Here is a 16,640-nt window from a genome sequence, read left to right as displayed (position 1 = left end):
CAAAAAAATAATGCTTATAGCAATTAAAGGAAAGGTTAGGAGAGATGAACAGCTTAAAACTCAGACAATGTAATATTTTTCCTTCTTCCTTCTTCCTTCTTCCCTCTTCCTCGAATTTAAAAATTATGAATCCAGAACTTTCCGAAACTACCCGCTTATTAGATATCATGCCTGCTTCTGGGCGAATGATGACAAAAATAGTTGGTAAAAATCAACAACCTACCATTATTGAAACAACCTTTCCTTTACCTTGGAAAAATGACCGGGTAATCTATTTGAATTTTGACTTATGGATGAATTTACCCAAAGGACAACGGGATTTAATCATGTTACGAACTGTCAATTGGTTATGTGAAATTCAATGGTTTAAGCCTAATCTGAATCAAGGTATTTTTGCAGTTGGTTTAATAGGAGTAATTTCCCAATTAAGCGAAGCAGATGTAGTTGGAATATTAGTTGCTGGTGGTTTAAGTACAATTGGTTTAATCAAAATTTGGCAAAATAATCATAGTACACAAACAGAATTAGCAGCAGATGAAATGGCAATTAGAGTGGCAACCAGACGAGGTTATCAAAAAGCTGAAGCAGCAAATTATTTATTACAAGGAATTGAAAATGTAGCCAAAATTGAAGGGCGTAATAATCTGAATTTTACCGAGTTAGTTAGGTGTCAAAATTTAAGAGCGATCGCTGGTTTATCTCCTGTAGCAATTCCGGAAAAAGTGAGAAAAGAATAGGTAGTTCTGCATAGTTAAGACTTACACATAAACGCTATTAGTAGTGGATTGTTTCATCTAAAATAGTGCAATAGAATAGTCAGGAAAAAGTTGCTATTTTAAAGATAACAGCTTTGACTAAAAATGGAAAATCACAAACAGGCGATCGCTGTCAATTGGTAACAGGAAACAAGCGATCGCTATTGAATTGACGGCGTCGCACAGTCAGGAATGATGAAATCCGAAAGTAGATATTTTTGGATAATTCTTTCCTTAATATATGTATAGTTTAAAATCTATTATCATTTGAGCAGGAAATTTCAGTGGCAATTTGCCGTTGTTGAAGCTCTGAAGTTAATCATCTGATTGTCTAATCTGCTCTGTCCTCTGGTGGGTAATACCATTTTGATAAATGTTTGCTACAAATAACTAGGGGATTTTTTAGGAGTCAACCCACCCCTCGCCCCTCCCCCTCCCAACCCACCCCTAACCCCTCCCCTCCTGGGAGGGGAAGTCAGGAGTCAGGAGTCGTATGGGAATGGCTTCAATACCACTTTTTAGGTTGGAAATCATCTTTTTTGTCAAAGGGATGTCTCCTGAAAATTATTTTTATCCCTCTTACTATTCGTAACATTCTTTTTTCAAAATGGTATAACAACAACATAAGGCAATAATTTGCGCGTAACTTTGCTCCATCTACTTTATTAATTAGTGGTGGATTGGCAGAGTAATAATCCATATTTATCCACCCGAAAAATGGCAATGATAAAGCTGATATTTATAACCATCTATTAATAGAAATCCACCTTTATCAACCTGACAGTTTTCTACTGCAATATTAAAATTACTCGCAAAATTTACTAACCATAAATCAAAAGGATATTCCAGTCTATTGATAATTTCCTGAAGTGAATTGACAGTATTTTCTCTATCGGTTTTTTGCTCTACTAAAATAAATTTTACACCCTCTAAATGTTTTTCTTGACAAATACTCTCTTTTCTACATTTTTGCTGAAAAATTTTTCTCATATTCCAAGCTATTCCCATCAATTCCCCAGTTTCAACATGAGTGTTATGAATAGTAGCAATAACTATCGGCTTGTCAGATTTTTTTTCTATCAGAGAGACCAATAAATCTGGTCGGTAATATTTTTGATAGCCTAAATTTGAAACAACAGTTAAGCCACTTAATAAAGCCATTAACCAAATTAAAATTACCGCTTTTTTGCCAGTATTTGTGCAAATTAAGACATTCAAAAACTTACTTTTAACAAACTGCCGTTCAAAAATTTGCGCGAGAATTGCTGCTACAAAAATAATTACTGCTGGAAAATAAACAAAACTGTAACGGGCACCTCTAGTTAGGTCAATACCAAAAATATAAGTAAAACCAAAAAATAATAATTTACTAGCTAATATTACTCCGGCAAAAGTAATGAAATAAATACTAATATCAGAATTTTTTAAGCAATTAATAGTGCCACTAATAAATAGAGGAAATAGCCAGATGAAAAATAAAATCATCACCGCGACAGAAATAATGGCTATAGGAAAAATCGGAGATTCTATCGGCAATAAAAATAACATAGTAATCCCTGTAGCCAGGTATTGAAAAATCGGACTGAGCAAACTTTTTAAGTTACTATCGCTAATCGAAATCCATTTTGTTAATTCACTGCTATAACCATTTTTCCAAAAAGGCAGCCAAACTAAACCACCTGCTAAAGTTCCCAAAATTACTATGTAGAAACTAGCAAGTGATTTGATGAGAGTATGGAGAGAAAATTTACTTGATTTTTTGACTTTGAAACTAGAAAATTTATCTTTTTCTTTTGAGTTTAATACCTCGCCGTCTACAGGGTGTTGAAAATTGGTAGAAGTTTGAGTCCCCATCAAATTTTTCCTTCTTACTTCTTCCCTATTCCCTCTTCCTTCTTTGGTAAAAGTTTGAGTCCTCATCAACTTTTTCCTTCCTCCTTCTTCCTTATTCCCTCTTCCTTCTTTGGTAAAAGTTTGAGTATCCATCAATTTCTTCCTTTCTCCTTCTTCCCTATTCCCTCTTCCTTCTTTGGTAAAAGTTTGAGCCTCCATCAACTTTTTCCTTCTTCCTTGTTGCTTCTTCCCTCTTCCCTCTTCCTTCTTCCTTCTTCCTTCTTCAACAAAAAATAGAGAAATTAATACCATTGCTTCGGCACAGAGAGTCAAAATAAAAAAATAGTGGATGGCAATACCTAAACTATTAACTACTACCCAAATAAATGCCGTAAAAATTGGCAAAGATTGACCTTGCTGAAAATGGCGAATACTAATAATTAAACAACTAAAAGAAGCAATAACAAATAAAATAGCTAAAGTATAATGACGTGCCTCTTGGGCAAGATAAATACCATAAGGAGAAACAGCCATTATTGCAGCAGCAAGTTGTCCCACTAACCGAGAATCAAAAGCCAACTTAGCCAAACCATAAATAGCAGGAATAGAAGCAACACCAAATATAACACTCAAAGACCGCGCACCCCATAGAGAAACTAACTCCCCTTCTTTAGAAAAAAACTGCATCCACCAATGAGTCAAGATAAAATAGACAGGTGGGTGGTTACTATGAGTTAATAGGTGATCGACAACATCCTTAATTTCGGCGTTGGGATGAAGTTGCAGGGGTTGGAGTAAAATATCAGGAGCGATCGCTCGATCTAGCGGTACATCCTGGAAACTATTACCCAAACTAAAAACCAAAGTAGAAAATTCATCCGTCCAAGGTGGTTTACCATCTAAATTAGTCAGACGTAAACAAGTAGCGATCGCTATCCAAACTAGCAAAAGTAACCATTGACTATGTAAACTTCTGCGCCAAAAGTTGACTATTTTCTGATTAATATCTCGATTAAACTTTCTCACTCTTACTTTTAACCTAATAAATATGACCGCTTTCAACTTGACAAACCAAAACCCAGAGACAATTTTAAATCGCGCTTTAGAAGGTTATGACCTATCTACAGCAGAGACACTATTATTGTTATCCCCAACTTCTCAAGCAAATTTCGGAAAACTTGCCTTAACTCAACTTCCCACAGAAATAACCACTATCCAGAAAACAGCAGATCAACTCCGACAACAACAAGTAGGAGATACTGTTACTTACGTTATCAACCGGAATATAAATTTCACCAATATCTGCGAACAACATTGTAGTTTTTGTGCTTTTCGCCGGGATGAGGGAAATGCGGGTGCTTTTTGGTTAGATATCGGTCAAATTCTGGAAAAAGCTAATGATGCCGTGCAACGAGGGGCAACAGAAATTTGTATGCAGGGAGGATTAAATCTTCAAGCTAAAATTGCAGGTAAATCTTTACCTTATTATTTGCAAATAGTAAAAAGTATTAAAGATGACTTTCCTCAATTACATTTACACGCTTTTTCTCCCCAAGAGGTACAGTTTATTGCCAGAGAAGATGGCATGAGTTATGAATATGTAATTGCTGCTTTGCGGGATGAGGGGGTCGGGTCGATGCCAGGTACTGCTGCGGAAGTTTTGGATGATGCAGTGAGAAGAGTTATTTGCCCAGAAAAAATTGATACGGCGACTTGGTTAGAAATACTCAGCACAGCACATCGTTTGGGAATGCCAACCACAAGTACGATGTTGTGCGGTCATATTGAAACCCCTCAACAACAAATTTTACATTTGGAGAGGTTGCGCTTTCTCCAACAAACTGCCATTGAAAAAAATTATCCGGCGAGAATAACAGAATTTATTTTATTACCATTTGTCGGGCAAGAAGCACCTGCACCTTTGCGTCGGAGAGTGGGACGCGACCAACCTGTTTTGTTGAATGTTTTATTATTAACGGCAGTGTCGAGAATATTTTTAGGAAATTGGATAATTAATCATCAACCAAGTTGGGTAAAAATTGGTTTGGATGGAGCAAAGGAAGCGTTGAAGTGGGGTTGTAATGATATTGGCGGTACGTTAATGGAAGAGCATATTACAACAATGGCAGGTGCTGTTGGAGGTACTTGTATGGAAGTCGAAAGTTTGCAAGGAGCTATTAGGAGTTTAGGAAGAAATTATCAACACAGAGATACGCTTTATCAGTATTTGTAGGTTGGGTTGAGGCAACGTTAGCGTAGCTTATCCGCAGGATAAACCCAACAAAGAAAGTAAAAGTTATATATATAGCAACTGCCAAAGCGGTTAGGACTTATGCTAACGATCAATCTCAGACAGGGAAATGCTTTCCCCCCTATTCCCTATTCCCTGTTCCCTGCTATAGATTTGTTGGGTTGCGCTGTCGCTTAACCCAACCTACAAATTTTATCTGAAAAAGACTTTTGCAAGAAGTATAGTCATTTAACTTTAGATTGAGACAAAGCTTTCTTGCTATGAGGGAGTTTCAGACGAAAAAACGCCTCATTTTTAAGTTAAACTACTATATAAAATAAGGAAACGGGAAAGTTGAACATAATCTCAATTCATCAATCCCGTTTTAGGCAAAATTAAAATAAGGCTTTAGTACAGCGTGGCGAGGCAGATAAAATCAACCATACAGTCTTCTGCCTTCTAATACTAAATAGGGTTTACCGATCTAATCTAAAAGCATTGACATATAAAGACAAGTGCCTTTTTGGGGTCGAAAAAAGTGCAAACTTTTCAGCTCTCCATGCTCAAAAAGTTAGTATTTTAGGCAGGAGTTTGGCAGAAAAATCCCAAATTGACAATTCTTACTCCTACCTCCTCGCTCCCGATCCATTTCTCCCCTCCTGGGAGGGGGAGGGGCGAGGGGTGGGTTGTCTCCTGTCTCCTGTCTTCCCCTCCTGGGAGGGGGAGGGGCGAGGGGTGGGTTGTCTCCTGTCTCCTACCCCTACTAAAGAGCGCAAACCCTAAATAGACAGGCAATATTACATCAGACCCATGCCAGGCATACCCATGCCGCCCATGCCACCCATGCCGCCCATGCCGCCCATGCCGCCCATGCCACCATCCATATCTGGCACCGCAGCTTTCTTCTCAGGTTTCTCAACAACCACAGCTTCAGTAGTTAATACCATACCAGCAATGGAACCCGCATTTTGCAACGCAGAACGTACTACCATTGCCGGGTCAAGAATACCAGCAGCAATCATATCTTCATATTCACCAGTTATGGCATTAAAACCAACACTGAAATCAGTAGAACGTACTTTCTCTACAACTACCGAACCCTCTGCACCAGAATTATCAGCAATCTGACGTAAAGGTCCTTCTAAAGCACGTTTGACAATATCAGCACCAATCTGCTCTTCCTCACTTAAACTACCTTTCAATTCATCAATCTTAGTCGCCAAATGAATTAAAGTAGTACCACCACCGGGCACAATACCTTCCTCTACAGCAGCTTTAGTAGCATTCAAAGCATCTTCTATTCTTAACTTGCGGTCCTTAAGTTCAGTTTCTGTTGCTGCACCAACTTTAATCACTGCTACCCCACCAGCTAACTTAGCGATACGCTCCTGCAACTTCTCCTTGTCATAATCAGAATCACTCTCTGCAAGCTGTCCGCGAATTTGAGCAATGCGCTTTTTCACTTCCTCTGCTGTATCCCCACCAGCAACAATAGTAGTGTTGTCCTTGTTAATAGTGATTTTCCGACCAACTCCCATCATATCTAAATCTGCCATCTCCAGATTCAGACCTATTTCTTCAGAGATAAGTTGACCACCTGTAAGAATAGCAATATCTTGGAGCATAGCTTTACGGCGATCGCCAAAACCAGGAGCTTTCACAGCAGCAACATTCAATACACCCCGTGCTTTATTCACCACCAAAGTAGCTAAAGCTTCCCCTTCAATATCCTCAGCAATAATTAAAAGAGATTGACCCGCACGAGCAACTTTTTCTAGTACAGGTACTAAATCTTGAATAGAGGAAATTTTCTTATCAGTGATGAGAATGCGAGAATTTTCAAACTCAACTACTAACCGATCTTGGTCAGTAATAAAGTATGGAGAAAGATAACCACGGTCGATTTGCATCCCTTCAACAACTTCTAAATCCGTAGAGAGAGACTTAGATTCTTCAACAGTGATTACCCCATCTTTAGTCACTTTATCCATTGCCTCAGCAATCATTTGTCCTACTTCTGCATCGCCACCAGCAGAGACCGTAGCTACTTGAGCGATCGCTCCTCCTTCTACTGGTTTAGCAACTGCTTCTATTTCTTTGACTAGCTGATTAATGGTTTTTTCAATCCCTTTACGCACTGCTACTGGGTTTGCACCAGCAGTTATGTTTTTGAGACCTTCTCTAATCATAGATTGGGCTAAAACTGTAGCGGTAGTTGTGCCATCTCCAGCAATATCTTTTGTTTTGGATGCCACTTCCTGAATAAGTCTAGCACCTGTATTTTCTAGGGGGTCTTCTAGCTCGATATCCTTGGCCACGGTAATCCCATCATTCACTATGTGTGGTGCGCCAAATTTTTTCTCTAATAATACATTTCTACCCTTTGGACCCATAGTGATTCGGACTGCATCAGCTAGGGAATTTATTCCTCGCTCTAGAGCGCGTCTGGATTTATCATTAAATTCTACAATCTTGGCCATATACTTTCTCCTATTGCTTCCAAATAAAAATTTAGCACTCGGTGAGGTAGAGTGCTAGTTCGTGGAAACCGTACCTATAGCAAAAGGCAGAAGGCAGAGGGCAGAAGGCAGAAGGAAAAATCTTGCTTTGTCTAGGTTTTAGGCTTTATATTGCTAAAACTCAAAAAATTCATTGGACAAAATGATTCTGTAGCTGAGTGGGAAGAGAGGGCAAAAAAACGAAAAGAATTCATCAATTCAGTATTTATGGGATGGCGATCGCCAGTTTTTCAAGGAACACAGCCTCTGGGAAAAGTATAATGTCGTGAATATAGCGGAAATTGCTGGAGATGGCTGTTATTGTCCATCTGTTAATGGCTTTGGTTAGACCAATGCTATTTTTAAAGTTTTTGCGGAACATCTAAAGTTCGACAATATTTAGATGTTTTGGTGTTGTTGAATGTTGAATATTTTTTGTCTGGAATTTATCTGAAAAAATCACAATTGTACATTCCATCAATAATAAATATTATTACCATTACAGCAACACCTAAACAGGGCTTACCGATTAAATCCAAAAGCACTGACAGATAAAGAATTTAGCCTTTTTAGGTAGAAAAAAATCCCTGGTTTTCAGTTGAAAACCCTCAAAAAATTAGGATATAAGGCAGAATAATAGCAGAAAAATCAAGGAACAAATATATCTGACTATCTTCTAATTAATTCCTTGTTTCTCCTCACTACTCTCTACTCCTGACTCCTGACTCCTGACTCCTACCCTTGTAATTTTCAGGATTTTTGAAACAAAATTAACTTGTTTTTTGCCTTGCTGCAAACATTCTTTCAAAGCTCATCGCAGCAACTCCAATAATCACCAATAACATTCCCAAAAGTTGTTTTAATAATAAAACTTCTCCAATAACCAAAAGAGCAAATAAAGCAGTCAATGCCGGACCAGAAGTACCAATTATAGATGCTCTTGCAGCTCCAGCAAATCTAATAGCAAAACTATTTAATACATAGCTAGAAAGTGTTAAAATTCCCAGAATAATACCACTAACAATTAAACCAGACCATACATTAACACTAGGGTCCATATTAATATTAACTGACCATTCTGTCGGTAAAGGCATCATCAAACCTAAAGCAGAAAATACAAAAATTCCGGCAAAATTCACTAAACTAAAAGGAATAGGATGAAGTTTTCCTGCTGACATTTGTGTGAGAATAACATACCCAGAAAAAGTAATTCCAGCACCCACAGCAGCCAAAATTCCTTGTTGATAATCACCCTCTCCACTAGGAAGAACTAAAAACCCTCCTATAACAATCAGAACCATAGCAAAAATTCTTATCATAGAAGGGCGATCGCCAAATAATCCCCAAGATACTAAAACAGTAATAATTGGATAAATAAAGAAAATTGTAATAGCAATAGCAGTAGGTATATTACCTATAGAAATATATATTAATACCTGAGATAAGAACAAAAAGAAAGCACTACCAATAACCTTCCACCATAAAGAAAAATCTTTGGATTTGATCAGGCGCTCAATATCGCTCCAAACCGCAGGATAGAGAAATGTTGCGACTATGGGCATCAACAACATTACTACAATGAGTCGTAGTAATAAAATTAACAAAGAATTACCAACATTAGGATTTATCAACCCTTCCACCGGAAATAAGCCGAAAATTGTACTAGGTTGTGGAGGCGTATTAAGGATAACTTTAATACAAACATTAAATAAAGATAACAGTGCTGCTGAAAGTAAAGCCAAAATCAAACCTACCTGAACTTGAGAAGCAGATTTTTTAGGTTTAGCAGTAGACTCAGTTTTGGACTTAGGGGATACTTCTGAGGACTCCACAGGAGATGTCGTCAACATTGATTTTCCTGAAGAAGTAGTATTTGCTGAGTTGTTAGACCCAGACTGAGAAACTTCATAAGTTCTAGATGAAACTGTATGATTATTTTCCAGTTGTGCCTGAAGACGACTGACCAAAGCTTCTAGAATGACCTCACCCTGCTGTTCCATACTACGCATACTATTTAACTGTACAGAAAGGTCACTTTGGTAACTATCCAACTCCTGTTTTAATGCCTCAAATGTCCCACTCACAACACCAGATAAAGAATCTCCAAATTCATTAGTAGTCCCATAATAGTTATTTGAAGGATTAGTCATTGGTAACTCTCCCCCTGGAATACCAGCTTGTTGTAGTCCCGGATCGACACTCTCCGTTAAATCTCTAATTTTTTGGCCTAACTGTTTTTGTAAGTTATTAGCTAAAACCTGGGCTAATTGTTTAAGCCATAATTGTTGCTGGGCTATTTGTCGCTGAGATAAAGATTCGAGTTGTTTAGATTGCAACTGTTCATATTGCTTTCGTAATTTACTGATATCCTCATTAAGCTGTTCTTTCTCGACTCTCAGTCTGTATACATCTTGGCTTAACTGATTTGTCAGATTTTGGCGAAAACTATCTAAGTCTTGAATCACTAATTTCAGGACTTCTTCTGGTGATTTGGGAGTTTCGGCTCCCTGATTTGGGGGTTGAGTATTCATTTTCCCTATAGGTCTTTTAACTAATACCGCGAAAAGTCCCACTCCATAAGGTACGTTGGGATTGGGGCAGAACTAATAAATATGTGGCAGTAATTCCCCACACAGCCCCTAATAAATCGCGGGAATTGATTGTGCTTTAATATAATAAATGCTGGAACTCCAGTATTAATCTCGATAACTAAGTGAATCTCAACAATTAGCCTGTGGAAGATGAGTATTTGCTTCCCTTGTATTTAGGCATTGGCTGTTGAATTAGGAAGCCCACTATAAACAAAGTTTGCTGTTGGGTACTTCACAGGAAAATTGGGTCTGAAGCCTCGTCCTCAAAGGAGGACTTTTCCTAAGATTTCTGTAGCAGAAAATATGCTATAATCTTTAAATTAGTTTCCTATGTTAGTCGCAGTTCTGCCCCAGCAAAACGTCAACCCACCGAAATCTATCGTTCAGTAGGAAGATCAGCGCCTTTAGGCCGGAGAGGATGTCAACTTTTACAGTTTCTTTCATATATATACTTGAATGAATAATGTCCCATTTTTATCTATCTGACTATTCTTTAACTGAATTTAGCTATAAAATTGGGGACATATTACCTCCACGATATCTCCACATTACATGATGATTAAGCTTTAATGCGGAAAGTTTATTTTTTAACTGAGATACTTTTCCTTGACTCAAATATTGACGAAGATGTCCAAGGTATAATCATCAAACTAGCAAAACTAATATTTGATCGGGAATGGGCAGTCTTTCATCATTTTGTTGCTGCTTGCATTGCTCATAATAATTGATATATAGTAATAGATTGTGAGTTTTAAAGAGTATTATGACAGCCCAAGAAATCATTCGCTCAATTGAAGCCGAGGAAATAGAAAACCTCAAACAAGGCTCGAAAAAGAAATTGCCTCAAATTTATGTAGGTGACACTGTAAAAGTCGGAGTCAAAATTATAGAAGGAGGAAAAGAAAGAGTCCAGCCCTACGAAGGTACTGTAATCTCCATGCGGAATGGAGGAATCAATGAAACTATTACAGTTCGTCGTGTTTTCCAGGGTGTAGGAGTAGAAAGGGTATTTCTGCTCCATTCTCCTAGAATTGCTAGTATAAAACTAATCCGTCGAGGTAAGGTGCGTAGAGCTAAACTTTACTACTTGAGAGAACGTATTGGTAAGGCCACCCGTGTCAAGCAAAGATTCGATCGTCCTTTATAGTCTCCAAGATGGTTTAAGAAATTATTTGGAACTTGATGAAAAGTTATGTTATACTAGATCAAGTAGAGGTCATTAAGATTTAATCTAAGGCCTCAACTATGCGCTCTTAGTTCAGTTGGTAGAACGCAGGTCTCCAAAACCTGATGTCGGGGGTTCGAGTCCTCCAGGGCGCGCTTAATACTTAAAGTTAATCAAGATATTCTTTCATCGTAGATATTTTTATATCTACCCAAATTAACCAATAATATTTTTGTATAGAGAATTTTTACTAAGGCAAAGGTTTCCTAATTATTTCTATGCGAATTTTACTGCTGTCGCTGACATCAAAAGCAGTTATTAATTGCGGACAATATTTGTGCTATAGTAAGTAGATTGCTGAGACTCCAGTGTATAAATGTAATATTATCAGAATCTTCCTTGAGATTCTAAGTCGTACCGATGAACTAAGAATCTGAATCTATAAAACAACCATTAGCAATAGTATTTGGGAAGACTATACAGTAAATACAGTAAAAAATCCCAACAATTAAGTATAAGTAAATAAATTGAAAATCCAAAACTTAGGGAGATAAGTTATTGTGGCCAAAAAAGAGGAAGTTAGAGTACAAGAAAACAAGGAAAGTTTCCAGCTTCTAGCTTTTTTCAAAGAAACAAAAGAAGAACTAGATAAAGTAGTATGGCCAAGCAGAGAGCAGCTCATCAGTGAGTCTGTTGCTGTACTGTTAATGGTTATTCTCTCGGCAACAATCATTTATCTAGTAGATGAGTTCTTTAGTTGGGCAGCTGGGGTGGTGTTTGGATGAAATTATATCCTGAAGAAACACAAGACACAACGCAATCAAACCAGGGGGAAGAAAAGCCCAGAGAGTTTCTCAAAGGAGAATTACGATGGTATGCAGTACAAGTTGCCTCTGGTTGCGAAAAACGAGTTAAGGCTAATTTAACCCAGCGTATTCAAACTCTTGATGTTGCAGATAAAATATTTAAAATAGAAATACCTCATACACCCGCAGTTAGGCTTCGTAAAGATGGCAGTCGCCAACATAGTGAAGAAAAAGTTTTTCCTGGCTATGTATTAGTACAAATGAGGCTAAATTGGATAGAGGAACAAAAAAAATGGACAATTGATGACGAAGCATGGCAGGTTGTCAAAAGTACCCCACATGTGATTAACTTTGTAGGGGCTGAACAAAAGCGTCGCTATGGAAGGGGTCGTGGTCATGTTAAGCCGTTACCACTGAGTCCTTCAGAAGTAGAAAGAGTCTTTAAACGAGCTCAAGAGCAAGACCCAATGCTCAAGGTGACAGTGGCAGAAGGAGATCATATTACAGTTCTCTCAGGGCCATTCAAAGAGTTTGAAGGTGATGTAATTGAAGTAAGTCCAGAAAGAGGTAAATTGAAAGCGCTATTATCCATTTTTGGACGAGATACGCCAGTAGAATTAGAATTTAATCAGGTAGAAAAGCATAAATAATGGCAAAAAAAGTCGTGGCGCTGATCAAGTTGGCTATTACGGCGGGAAAGGCTAACCCTTCTCCGCCTATAGGTCCTGCTTTAGGTCAGCATGGTGTGAATATTATGGCGTTTTGTAAAGAGTATAACGCCAAAACTGTAGACCAAGCTGGTACAGTAGTTCCAGTAGAAATCTCGGTTTATGAAGACCGTAGTTTTACTTTTGTTCTGAAAACCCCTCCTGCAGCAGTCTTAATTAAAAAAGCAGCAGGTGTAGAACGTGGTTCAAGTGAACCAAATCGTACAAAAGTAGGCTCAATTACAAAAGCTCAATTGCAAGAAATAGCCCAAACAAAAATGCCAGACCTCAATGCTAATGACATTGAAGCTGCAATGAAAATTGTAGGAGGCACAGCTAGAAATATGGGTATTACTATTGCGGATTGATTTGATTAATTAATCCAATTCCCAAATATCTGTATTCTAAAGTAGAAATAGAAACAAAAGTAAATTGATATTAGGGGGAGAAGCAGAGCTTCGTTAAGTACCCCAGGAGAATAAAATGCCAAAAAAAGTCTCTCGTAGATTAGAAGAACTGAGAAAAAAAGTAGAAGAGCGACCTTATGAACCTGAAGAGGCGCTTCAAGTTTTAAAAGAAACAGCTACAGCAAAATTTTCAGAAGCAGCAGAAGCTCATATTCGCTTAGGGATTGATCCTAAGTATACAGATCAACAGCTACGAACTACAGTGGCCTTACCCAAAGGAACTGGTCAAACCGTCCGAATTGCAGTCATTGCCAAAGGTGAAAAAGTTAACGAGGCTCTGGCCGCAGGAGCTGACTTAGCTGGATCGGAGGAGCTAATTGAAGAAATTAGCAAAGGGATGATGGATTTTGATACCTTGATCGCTACACCTGATGTGATGCCTAAAGTAGCTAAACTAGGGCGTTTATTAGGACCGAGAGGTTTAATGCCATCTCCTAAAGGCGGTACTGTAACTTTCGATCTGGCACAAGCTATTGACGAGTTTAAGGCAGGTAAGTTAGAATTTAGAGCCGACCGCACAGGTATAGTTCACGTTATGTTTGGTAAAGCTTCTTTTTCTGTAGAAGATTTGCTGATCAACTTAAAGGCTTTACAAGATTGTATTGACCGTAACCGTCCTTCTGGTGCAAAAGGTCGCTATTGGCGTAGTATATATGTATCAGCAACAATGGGACCATCAATTGAAATTGAAGTTAGTGCCCTGCGGGATCTAAAATTAACAGCAGAAGCTTAATCTATATTAAATAAGTGGTCAGCTTTCAGCAGATTTTTTTTGAGATGCCTTCGTTTGCGGAGCATTCCGGAACGGAAAGGATATTTTAACTTGTCCAAGGGCTATCCGGCAGGTTGGAAACCGGGTATTTTTACCCAAAGCAATAAAAGCTGATGGCTAATGGCTAATCGCTGATAGCTAGTTAAATAAGATTTCTCAAGCTAAAATAATTAAAATCAAAGAGCTTAAGACAGCAGGTGCTAATAGCTTAATTTCCTGCCGAGGTTCAAGGATTAACAATTCAAAAACAGGTATAAGGGATTTTTGTCGAAATCTTTAATAAGTTACTTGTTTTGGATTCATAATTCTTTGCCCTGGCAGATAGTATAATCCGCCAGGGTTTTTGGTTTGTCAAGGAGGTGATAAATATGGGCAAAACGAAGGAACAAAAACAAGAGATGTTGGCAGACATCAAGCAAAACTTGAGTGAAAGTCAGCTAGCACTTGTAGTTGATTATCACGGACTATCCGTGGCAGAAATTACAGACCTGCGTAGACGACTACTGCCTACTGGTAGCTGTTGCTCTGTAGCTAAAAATTCTCTGATGGGAATAGCAGTTAAAGAAGATGCCAACTGGCAACCTATGGAACAGTTGTTGGCAGGATCTAATGCTTTCCTATTCCTAAAAGATGATATCGGCGGTGCTATCAAGGCGTACCAAGAATTCCAAAAAACCACCAAAAAAACAGAATTTAAGGGTGGTGTGATGGAAGGGCGACTCCTGACTCAAGATCAGGTTAAAGCGATCGCCGATCTACCATCTAAGGAAGAGTTACTTGCTAAAGTGGCTGGTGCTCTCAACAGTATAGCTACTAAGTTGGCTGTTGGTCTAAATGCTGTACCTACTCAACTTGCCACTGGTATTAATGAGGTTCCAGCTTCTGTAAATAGAGCTATTAAAGCAATTTCAGAAAAAGAACAACAAGGCGATGGTGCCTAACACAAACAACATGAATTTTTGACTAATATCCTATCAGTTTTATTATGAGAATAATTCCAGTAATTTAACTATATTAAAGGTAATAAAAAAGTCTAAATTCTAGCGAAAAAATAACTACAAACTAACAAAAAATAGGAGATTACTAATGTCTGCAAAAACCGACGAAATTCTAGAACAACTTAAGTCTCTTTCTTTGCTCGAAGCATCTGAATTAGTTTCACAAATAGAAGAAGCTTTTGGTGTTAGTGCTGCTGCTCCTGCTGGTGGCATGATGATGCCTATGGGTATGCCTGGTCCTGGAGGTGCTGCTGCTCCTGCGGAAGAAGCTGAAGAACAAACTGAGTTTGATGCAATTCTTGAAGAGTTTCCTTCAGATAAGAAAATTGCTATTCTTAAAGTGGTTCGTGCCATTACAGGTTTGGGTCTGAAAGAAGCAAAAGATTTGGTAGAGTCTGCACCTAAGCCAATTAAAGAAGGTATTGCTAAAGAAGCTGCTGAAGATATTAAGAAGCAATTAGAAGATGCAGGAGCTAAGGTGACAGTTAAATAGTTATCTTTGGGAAAATATTTAGTGAATAATATTCACTATAACATTAGACAAATTTCTCTATAAACTTAGAGAATGTTGATATTTTTTTTACAGCCTGTATCATTGATATGGGCTGTTTTATCTGAAAATTATAGCGGTCTTGATTAAAATTAAAATTCCGCACGACAAAATATAGTACATGAATTTGGAAAAAACTTGAGACAGCAGTTTTTATCTTTTATCTTTGTTGTAAAATAATAGGTAATCTATCTTCGCCCCCACCAATAATAACCACTTTTGTATTAGGAGAAGCTGCTCACTTTTCAGTAGCTTCAATAGCTTTTAACTTCAAGACTTGTTCAGTTAATCCTTGAGAAAGTAATTTTTGAGCATTTGCCATACCTTGAGCTTCTATTTTTTTTCGTTCTGCCTCTTGACGTGCTTTTTCTAATTCAAATTGCATTCGCTGGCTTTCTTGTTCTGCCTTTAATTTTTCTTGAATTGCTTGTTGAATATTTCTAGGTAATTAAATATCTCTGAACAAAGCTGACTCAACTATAAAACCCAAAGGATTTAACTCTTGAGTAAGTTTTTCAAGTAAACTGTTGGCTATTTCCTGTCTTTTCTCACTATAAATATCTCTAGATTCATAGTTGGAAGTAATTTCCCGAATTAGGGAACGGAATCGAGAAATAATAATTTCTTTTTCCTCTAAACCAATATTTTCATATACTTGTCCTGCTTGTTCAGGGTCAATTTTATATTGAAGACTGACATCTATTTGAAAGTTTAATCCTTCTTTGGATGTAGCAGTAACAGTTTCTTTTAAATCTTTGAGTCGAGTAGAAAATTTTATTACTTTAGCAAGGGGGTTAACTAAGTGAAGACCAGGGGTAAGCGTAGATTCAGAAACATTACCAAGTATTTCTACCACACCTACTTTACCTGCTGGCATAATTACCAAAAACTTACTGATTGTTTGATAAATAGAAATTATCGCAGCCAAAGAACCAATTAATAGAGCGAGGGCGCGTACTTTTTTTCTTTCTTTTTCCCCGGCAATATTAGGATTTGTCAAAGCTATAAGGAATGCCACCAAAGTAACGAGCAATGAGATGATTAATTCCATTGTTTTGATTGGGGATTTATTGAATTTTTACCGATTAAGGTGAGATAATTTTTATTGCTTAGGTAAAAGATTTAGAGCTAACTAACTAAGCATAATTAACTAGAAATATTACTAAACTGACATAGTATCATTCCAGTAATTACTTAAGCAAATTTTTATAGATTCTTCAAATTGTCATACGGAATTCAAGCATGGGAGCAAAATATTCCTAGTGATA

18 protein-coding genes, 1 tRNA gene and 1 other annotated feature are annotated in these 16,640 nt (G+C 37.7%); of the genes, 13 read left to right on the top strand and 6 right to left on the bottom strand.

Annotated elements, in window-relative coordinates; genetic code table 11:
• Positions 1-125: 125 nt before the first annotated feature.
• Both F6K06_RS10105 and F6K06_RS10100 read left to right on the top strand, forming a co-directional pair.
• Positions 126-737, top strand: coding sequence for a DUF3318 domain-containing protein (locus F6K06_RS10105; protein WP_124145213.1), 612 nt, complete (start codon positions 126-128; stop codon positions 735-737).
• A 395-nt stretch (positions 738-1,132) separates the two neighbouring features.
• Positions 1,133-1,390 carry a hypothetical protein gene (locus tag F6K06_RS10100; protein WP_287323228.1) on the top strand — a complete coding sequence of 86 codons (258 nt, stop codon included), beginning with the start codon at positions 1,133-1,135 and terminating at the stop codon, positions 1,388-1,390.
• A 67-nt stretch (positions 1,391-1,457) separates the two neighbouring features.
• On the opposite strand, the gene F6K06_RS10095 is transcribed toward F6K06_RS10100, so the two are convergent.
• Positions 1,458-3,614 carry a glycosyltransferase family 39 protein gene (locus F6K06_RS10095; protein WP_287240832.1) on the bottom strand — a complete coding sequence of 719 codons (2,157 nt, stop codon included), beginning with the start codon at positions 3,612-3,614 and terminating at the stop codon, positions 1,458-1,460.
• A 22-nt stretch (positions 3,615-3,636) separates the two neighbouring features.
• On the opposite strand from F6K06_RS10095, the gene cofH reads away from it, so the two are divergent.
• On the top strand, positions 3,637-4,821 hold the full coding sequence (gene cofH, locus F6K06_RS10090) for a 7,8-didemethyl-8-hydroxy-5-deazariboflavin synthase subunit CofH (protein ID WP_124142707.1): 1,185 nt from the start codon (positions 3,637-3,639) through the stop codon (positions 4,819-4,821).
• Positions 4,822-5,444: 623 nt separating this feature from the next.
• Here cofH and F6K06_RS10085 read toward each other — a convergent pair.
• Positions 5,445-5,594 carry a hypothetical protein gene (locus tag F6K06_RS10085; protein WP_287240834.1) on the bottom strand — a complete coding sequence of 50 codons (150 nt, stop codon included), beginning with the start codon at positions 5,592-5,594 and terminating at the stop codon, positions 5,445-5,447.
• A gap of 21 nt (positions 5,595-5,615) precedes the next feature.
• Positions 5,616-7,298 carry a chaperonin GroEL gene (groL, locus tag F6K06_RS10080; RefSeq protein ID WP_287240836.1) on the bottom strand — a complete coding sequence of 561 codons (1,683 nt, stop codon included), beginning with the start codon at positions 7,296-7,298 and terminating at the stop codon, positions 5,616-5,618.
• A 150-nt stretch (positions 7,299-7,448) separates the two neighbouring features.
• On the opposite strand from groL, the gene F6K06_RS10075 reads away from it, so the two are divergent.
• Positions 7,449-7,598 carry a hypothetical protein gene (locus F6K06_RS10075; protein ID WP_161564669.1) on the top strand — a complete coding sequence of 50 codons (150 nt, stop codon included), beginning with the start codon at positions 7,449-7,451 and terminating at the stop codon, positions 7,596-7,598.
• 488 nt (positions 7,599-8,086) lie between these two features.
• On the opposite strand, the gene F6K06_RS10070 is transcribed toward F6K06_RS10075, so the two are convergent.
• On the bottom strand, positions 8,087-9,847 hold the full coding sequence (locus F6K06_RS10070; RefSeq protein WP_124146812.1) for an EamA family transporter: 1,761 nt from the start codon (positions 9,845-9,847) through the stop codon (positions 8,087-8,089).
• 629 nt (positions 9,848-10,476) lie between these two features.
• Between F6K06_RS10070 and F6K06_RS10065 the strand changes: the two genes are divergently transcribed.
• The 9 genes from F6K06_RS10065 to rplL all read left to right on the top strand — a co-directional run bounded on the left by F6K06_RS10065 (position 10,477) and on the right by rplL (position 15,315).
• Positions 10,477-10,635, top strand: coding sequence for a hypothetical protein (locus tag F6K06_RS10065; protein WP_205127691.1), 159 nt, complete (start codon positions 10,477-10,479; stop codon positions 10,633-10,635).
• 35 nt (positions 10,636-10,670) lie between these two features.
• Positions 10,671-11,054, top strand: coding sequence for a 50S ribosomal protein L19 (rplS, locus tag F6K06_RS10060; protein WP_124146811.1), 384 nt, complete (start codon positions 10,671-10,673; stop codon positions 11,052-11,054).
• A gap of 100 nt (positions 11,055-11,154) precedes the next feature.
• Positions 11,155-11,227: transfer RNA gene (locus tag F6K06_RS10055), tRNA-Trp, on the top strand.
• A gap of 405 nt (positions 11,228-11,632) precedes the next feature.
• Complete coding sequence (secE, locus tag F6K06_RS10050) at positions 11,633-11,857, top strand: preprotein translocase subunit SecE (RefSeq protein ID WP_124146810.1); 225 nt, start codon at positions 11,633-11,635, stop codon at positions 11,855-11,857.
• Positions 11,854-12,528 carry a transcription termination/antitermination protein NusG gene (gene nusG, locus F6K06_RS10045; RefSeq protein WP_124146809.1) on the top strand — a complete coding sequence of 225 codons (675 nt, stop codon included), beginning with the start codon at positions 11,854-11,856 and terminating at the stop codon, positions 12,526-12,528. Before secE ends, nusG begins: the two co-directional genes overlap by 4 nt.
• Entirely contained in the window at positions 12,528-12,953 is a 426-nt protein-coding gene (gene rplK / locus F6K06_RS10040; RefSeq protein WP_124146808.1) for a 50S ribosomal protein L11, read from the top strand. The genes nusG and rplK overlap by 1 nt, the downstream gene beginning before the upstream one ends.
• A 115-nt stretch (positions 12,954-13,068) precedes the next feature.
• Positions 13,069-13,785 (top strand): 50S ribosomal protein L1, encoded by a 717-nt coding sequence (gene rplA, locus F6K06_RS10035; RefSeq protein WP_124146807.1) that lies wholly within the window; start codon positions 13,069-13,071, stop codon positions 13,783-13,785.
• A 205-nt stretch (positions 13,786-13,990) separates the two neighbouring features.
• Positions 13,991-14,179, top strand: a sequence feature (ribosomal protein L10 leader region).
• A gap of 13 nt (positions 14,180-14,192) precedes the next feature.
• Positions 14,193-14,765, top strand: a complete 573-nt coding sequence (gene rplJ, locus F6K06_RS10030) for a 50S ribosomal protein L10 (RefSeq protein WP_124146806.1) — start codon at positions 14,193-14,195, stop codon at positions 14,763-14,765.
• Positions 14,766-14,910: 145 nt separating this feature from the next.
• Positions 14,911-15,315 (top strand): 50S ribosomal protein L7/L12, encoded by a 405-nt coding sequence (gene rplL, locus F6K06_RS10025; protein ID WP_124146805.1) that lies wholly within the window; start codon positions 14,911-14,913, stop codon positions 15,313-15,315.
• Positions 15,316-15,610: 295 nt separating this feature from the next.
• Here the strand turns inward: rplL and F6K06_RS10020 are convergent, their stop codons facing one another.
• On the bottom strand, positions 15,611-15,757 hold the full coding sequence (locus F6K06_RS10020; protein ID WP_205127505.1) for a hypothetical protein: 147 nt from the start codon (positions 15,755-15,757) through the stop codon (positions 15,611-15,613).
• A gap of 63 nt (positions 15,758-15,820) precedes the next feature.
• Positions 15,821-16,423, bottom strand: a complete 603-nt coding sequence (locus F6K06_RS10015) for a prohibitin family protein (protein WP_205127504.1) — start codon at positions 16,421-16,423, stop codon at positions 15,821-15,823.
• Positions 16,424-16,640 lie beyond the last annotated feature (217 nt).

Source organism: Okeania sp. SIO1H4, assembly GCF_010672695.1.
GTDB classification, from domain to species: domain Bacteria; phylum Cyanobacteriota; class Cyanobacteriia; order Cyanobacteriales; family Microcoleaceae; genus Okeania; species Okeania hirsuta.
Note: the sequence above shows the minus strand (reverse complement) of the source record. Positions and strands in the feature narration are given on the sequence as shown.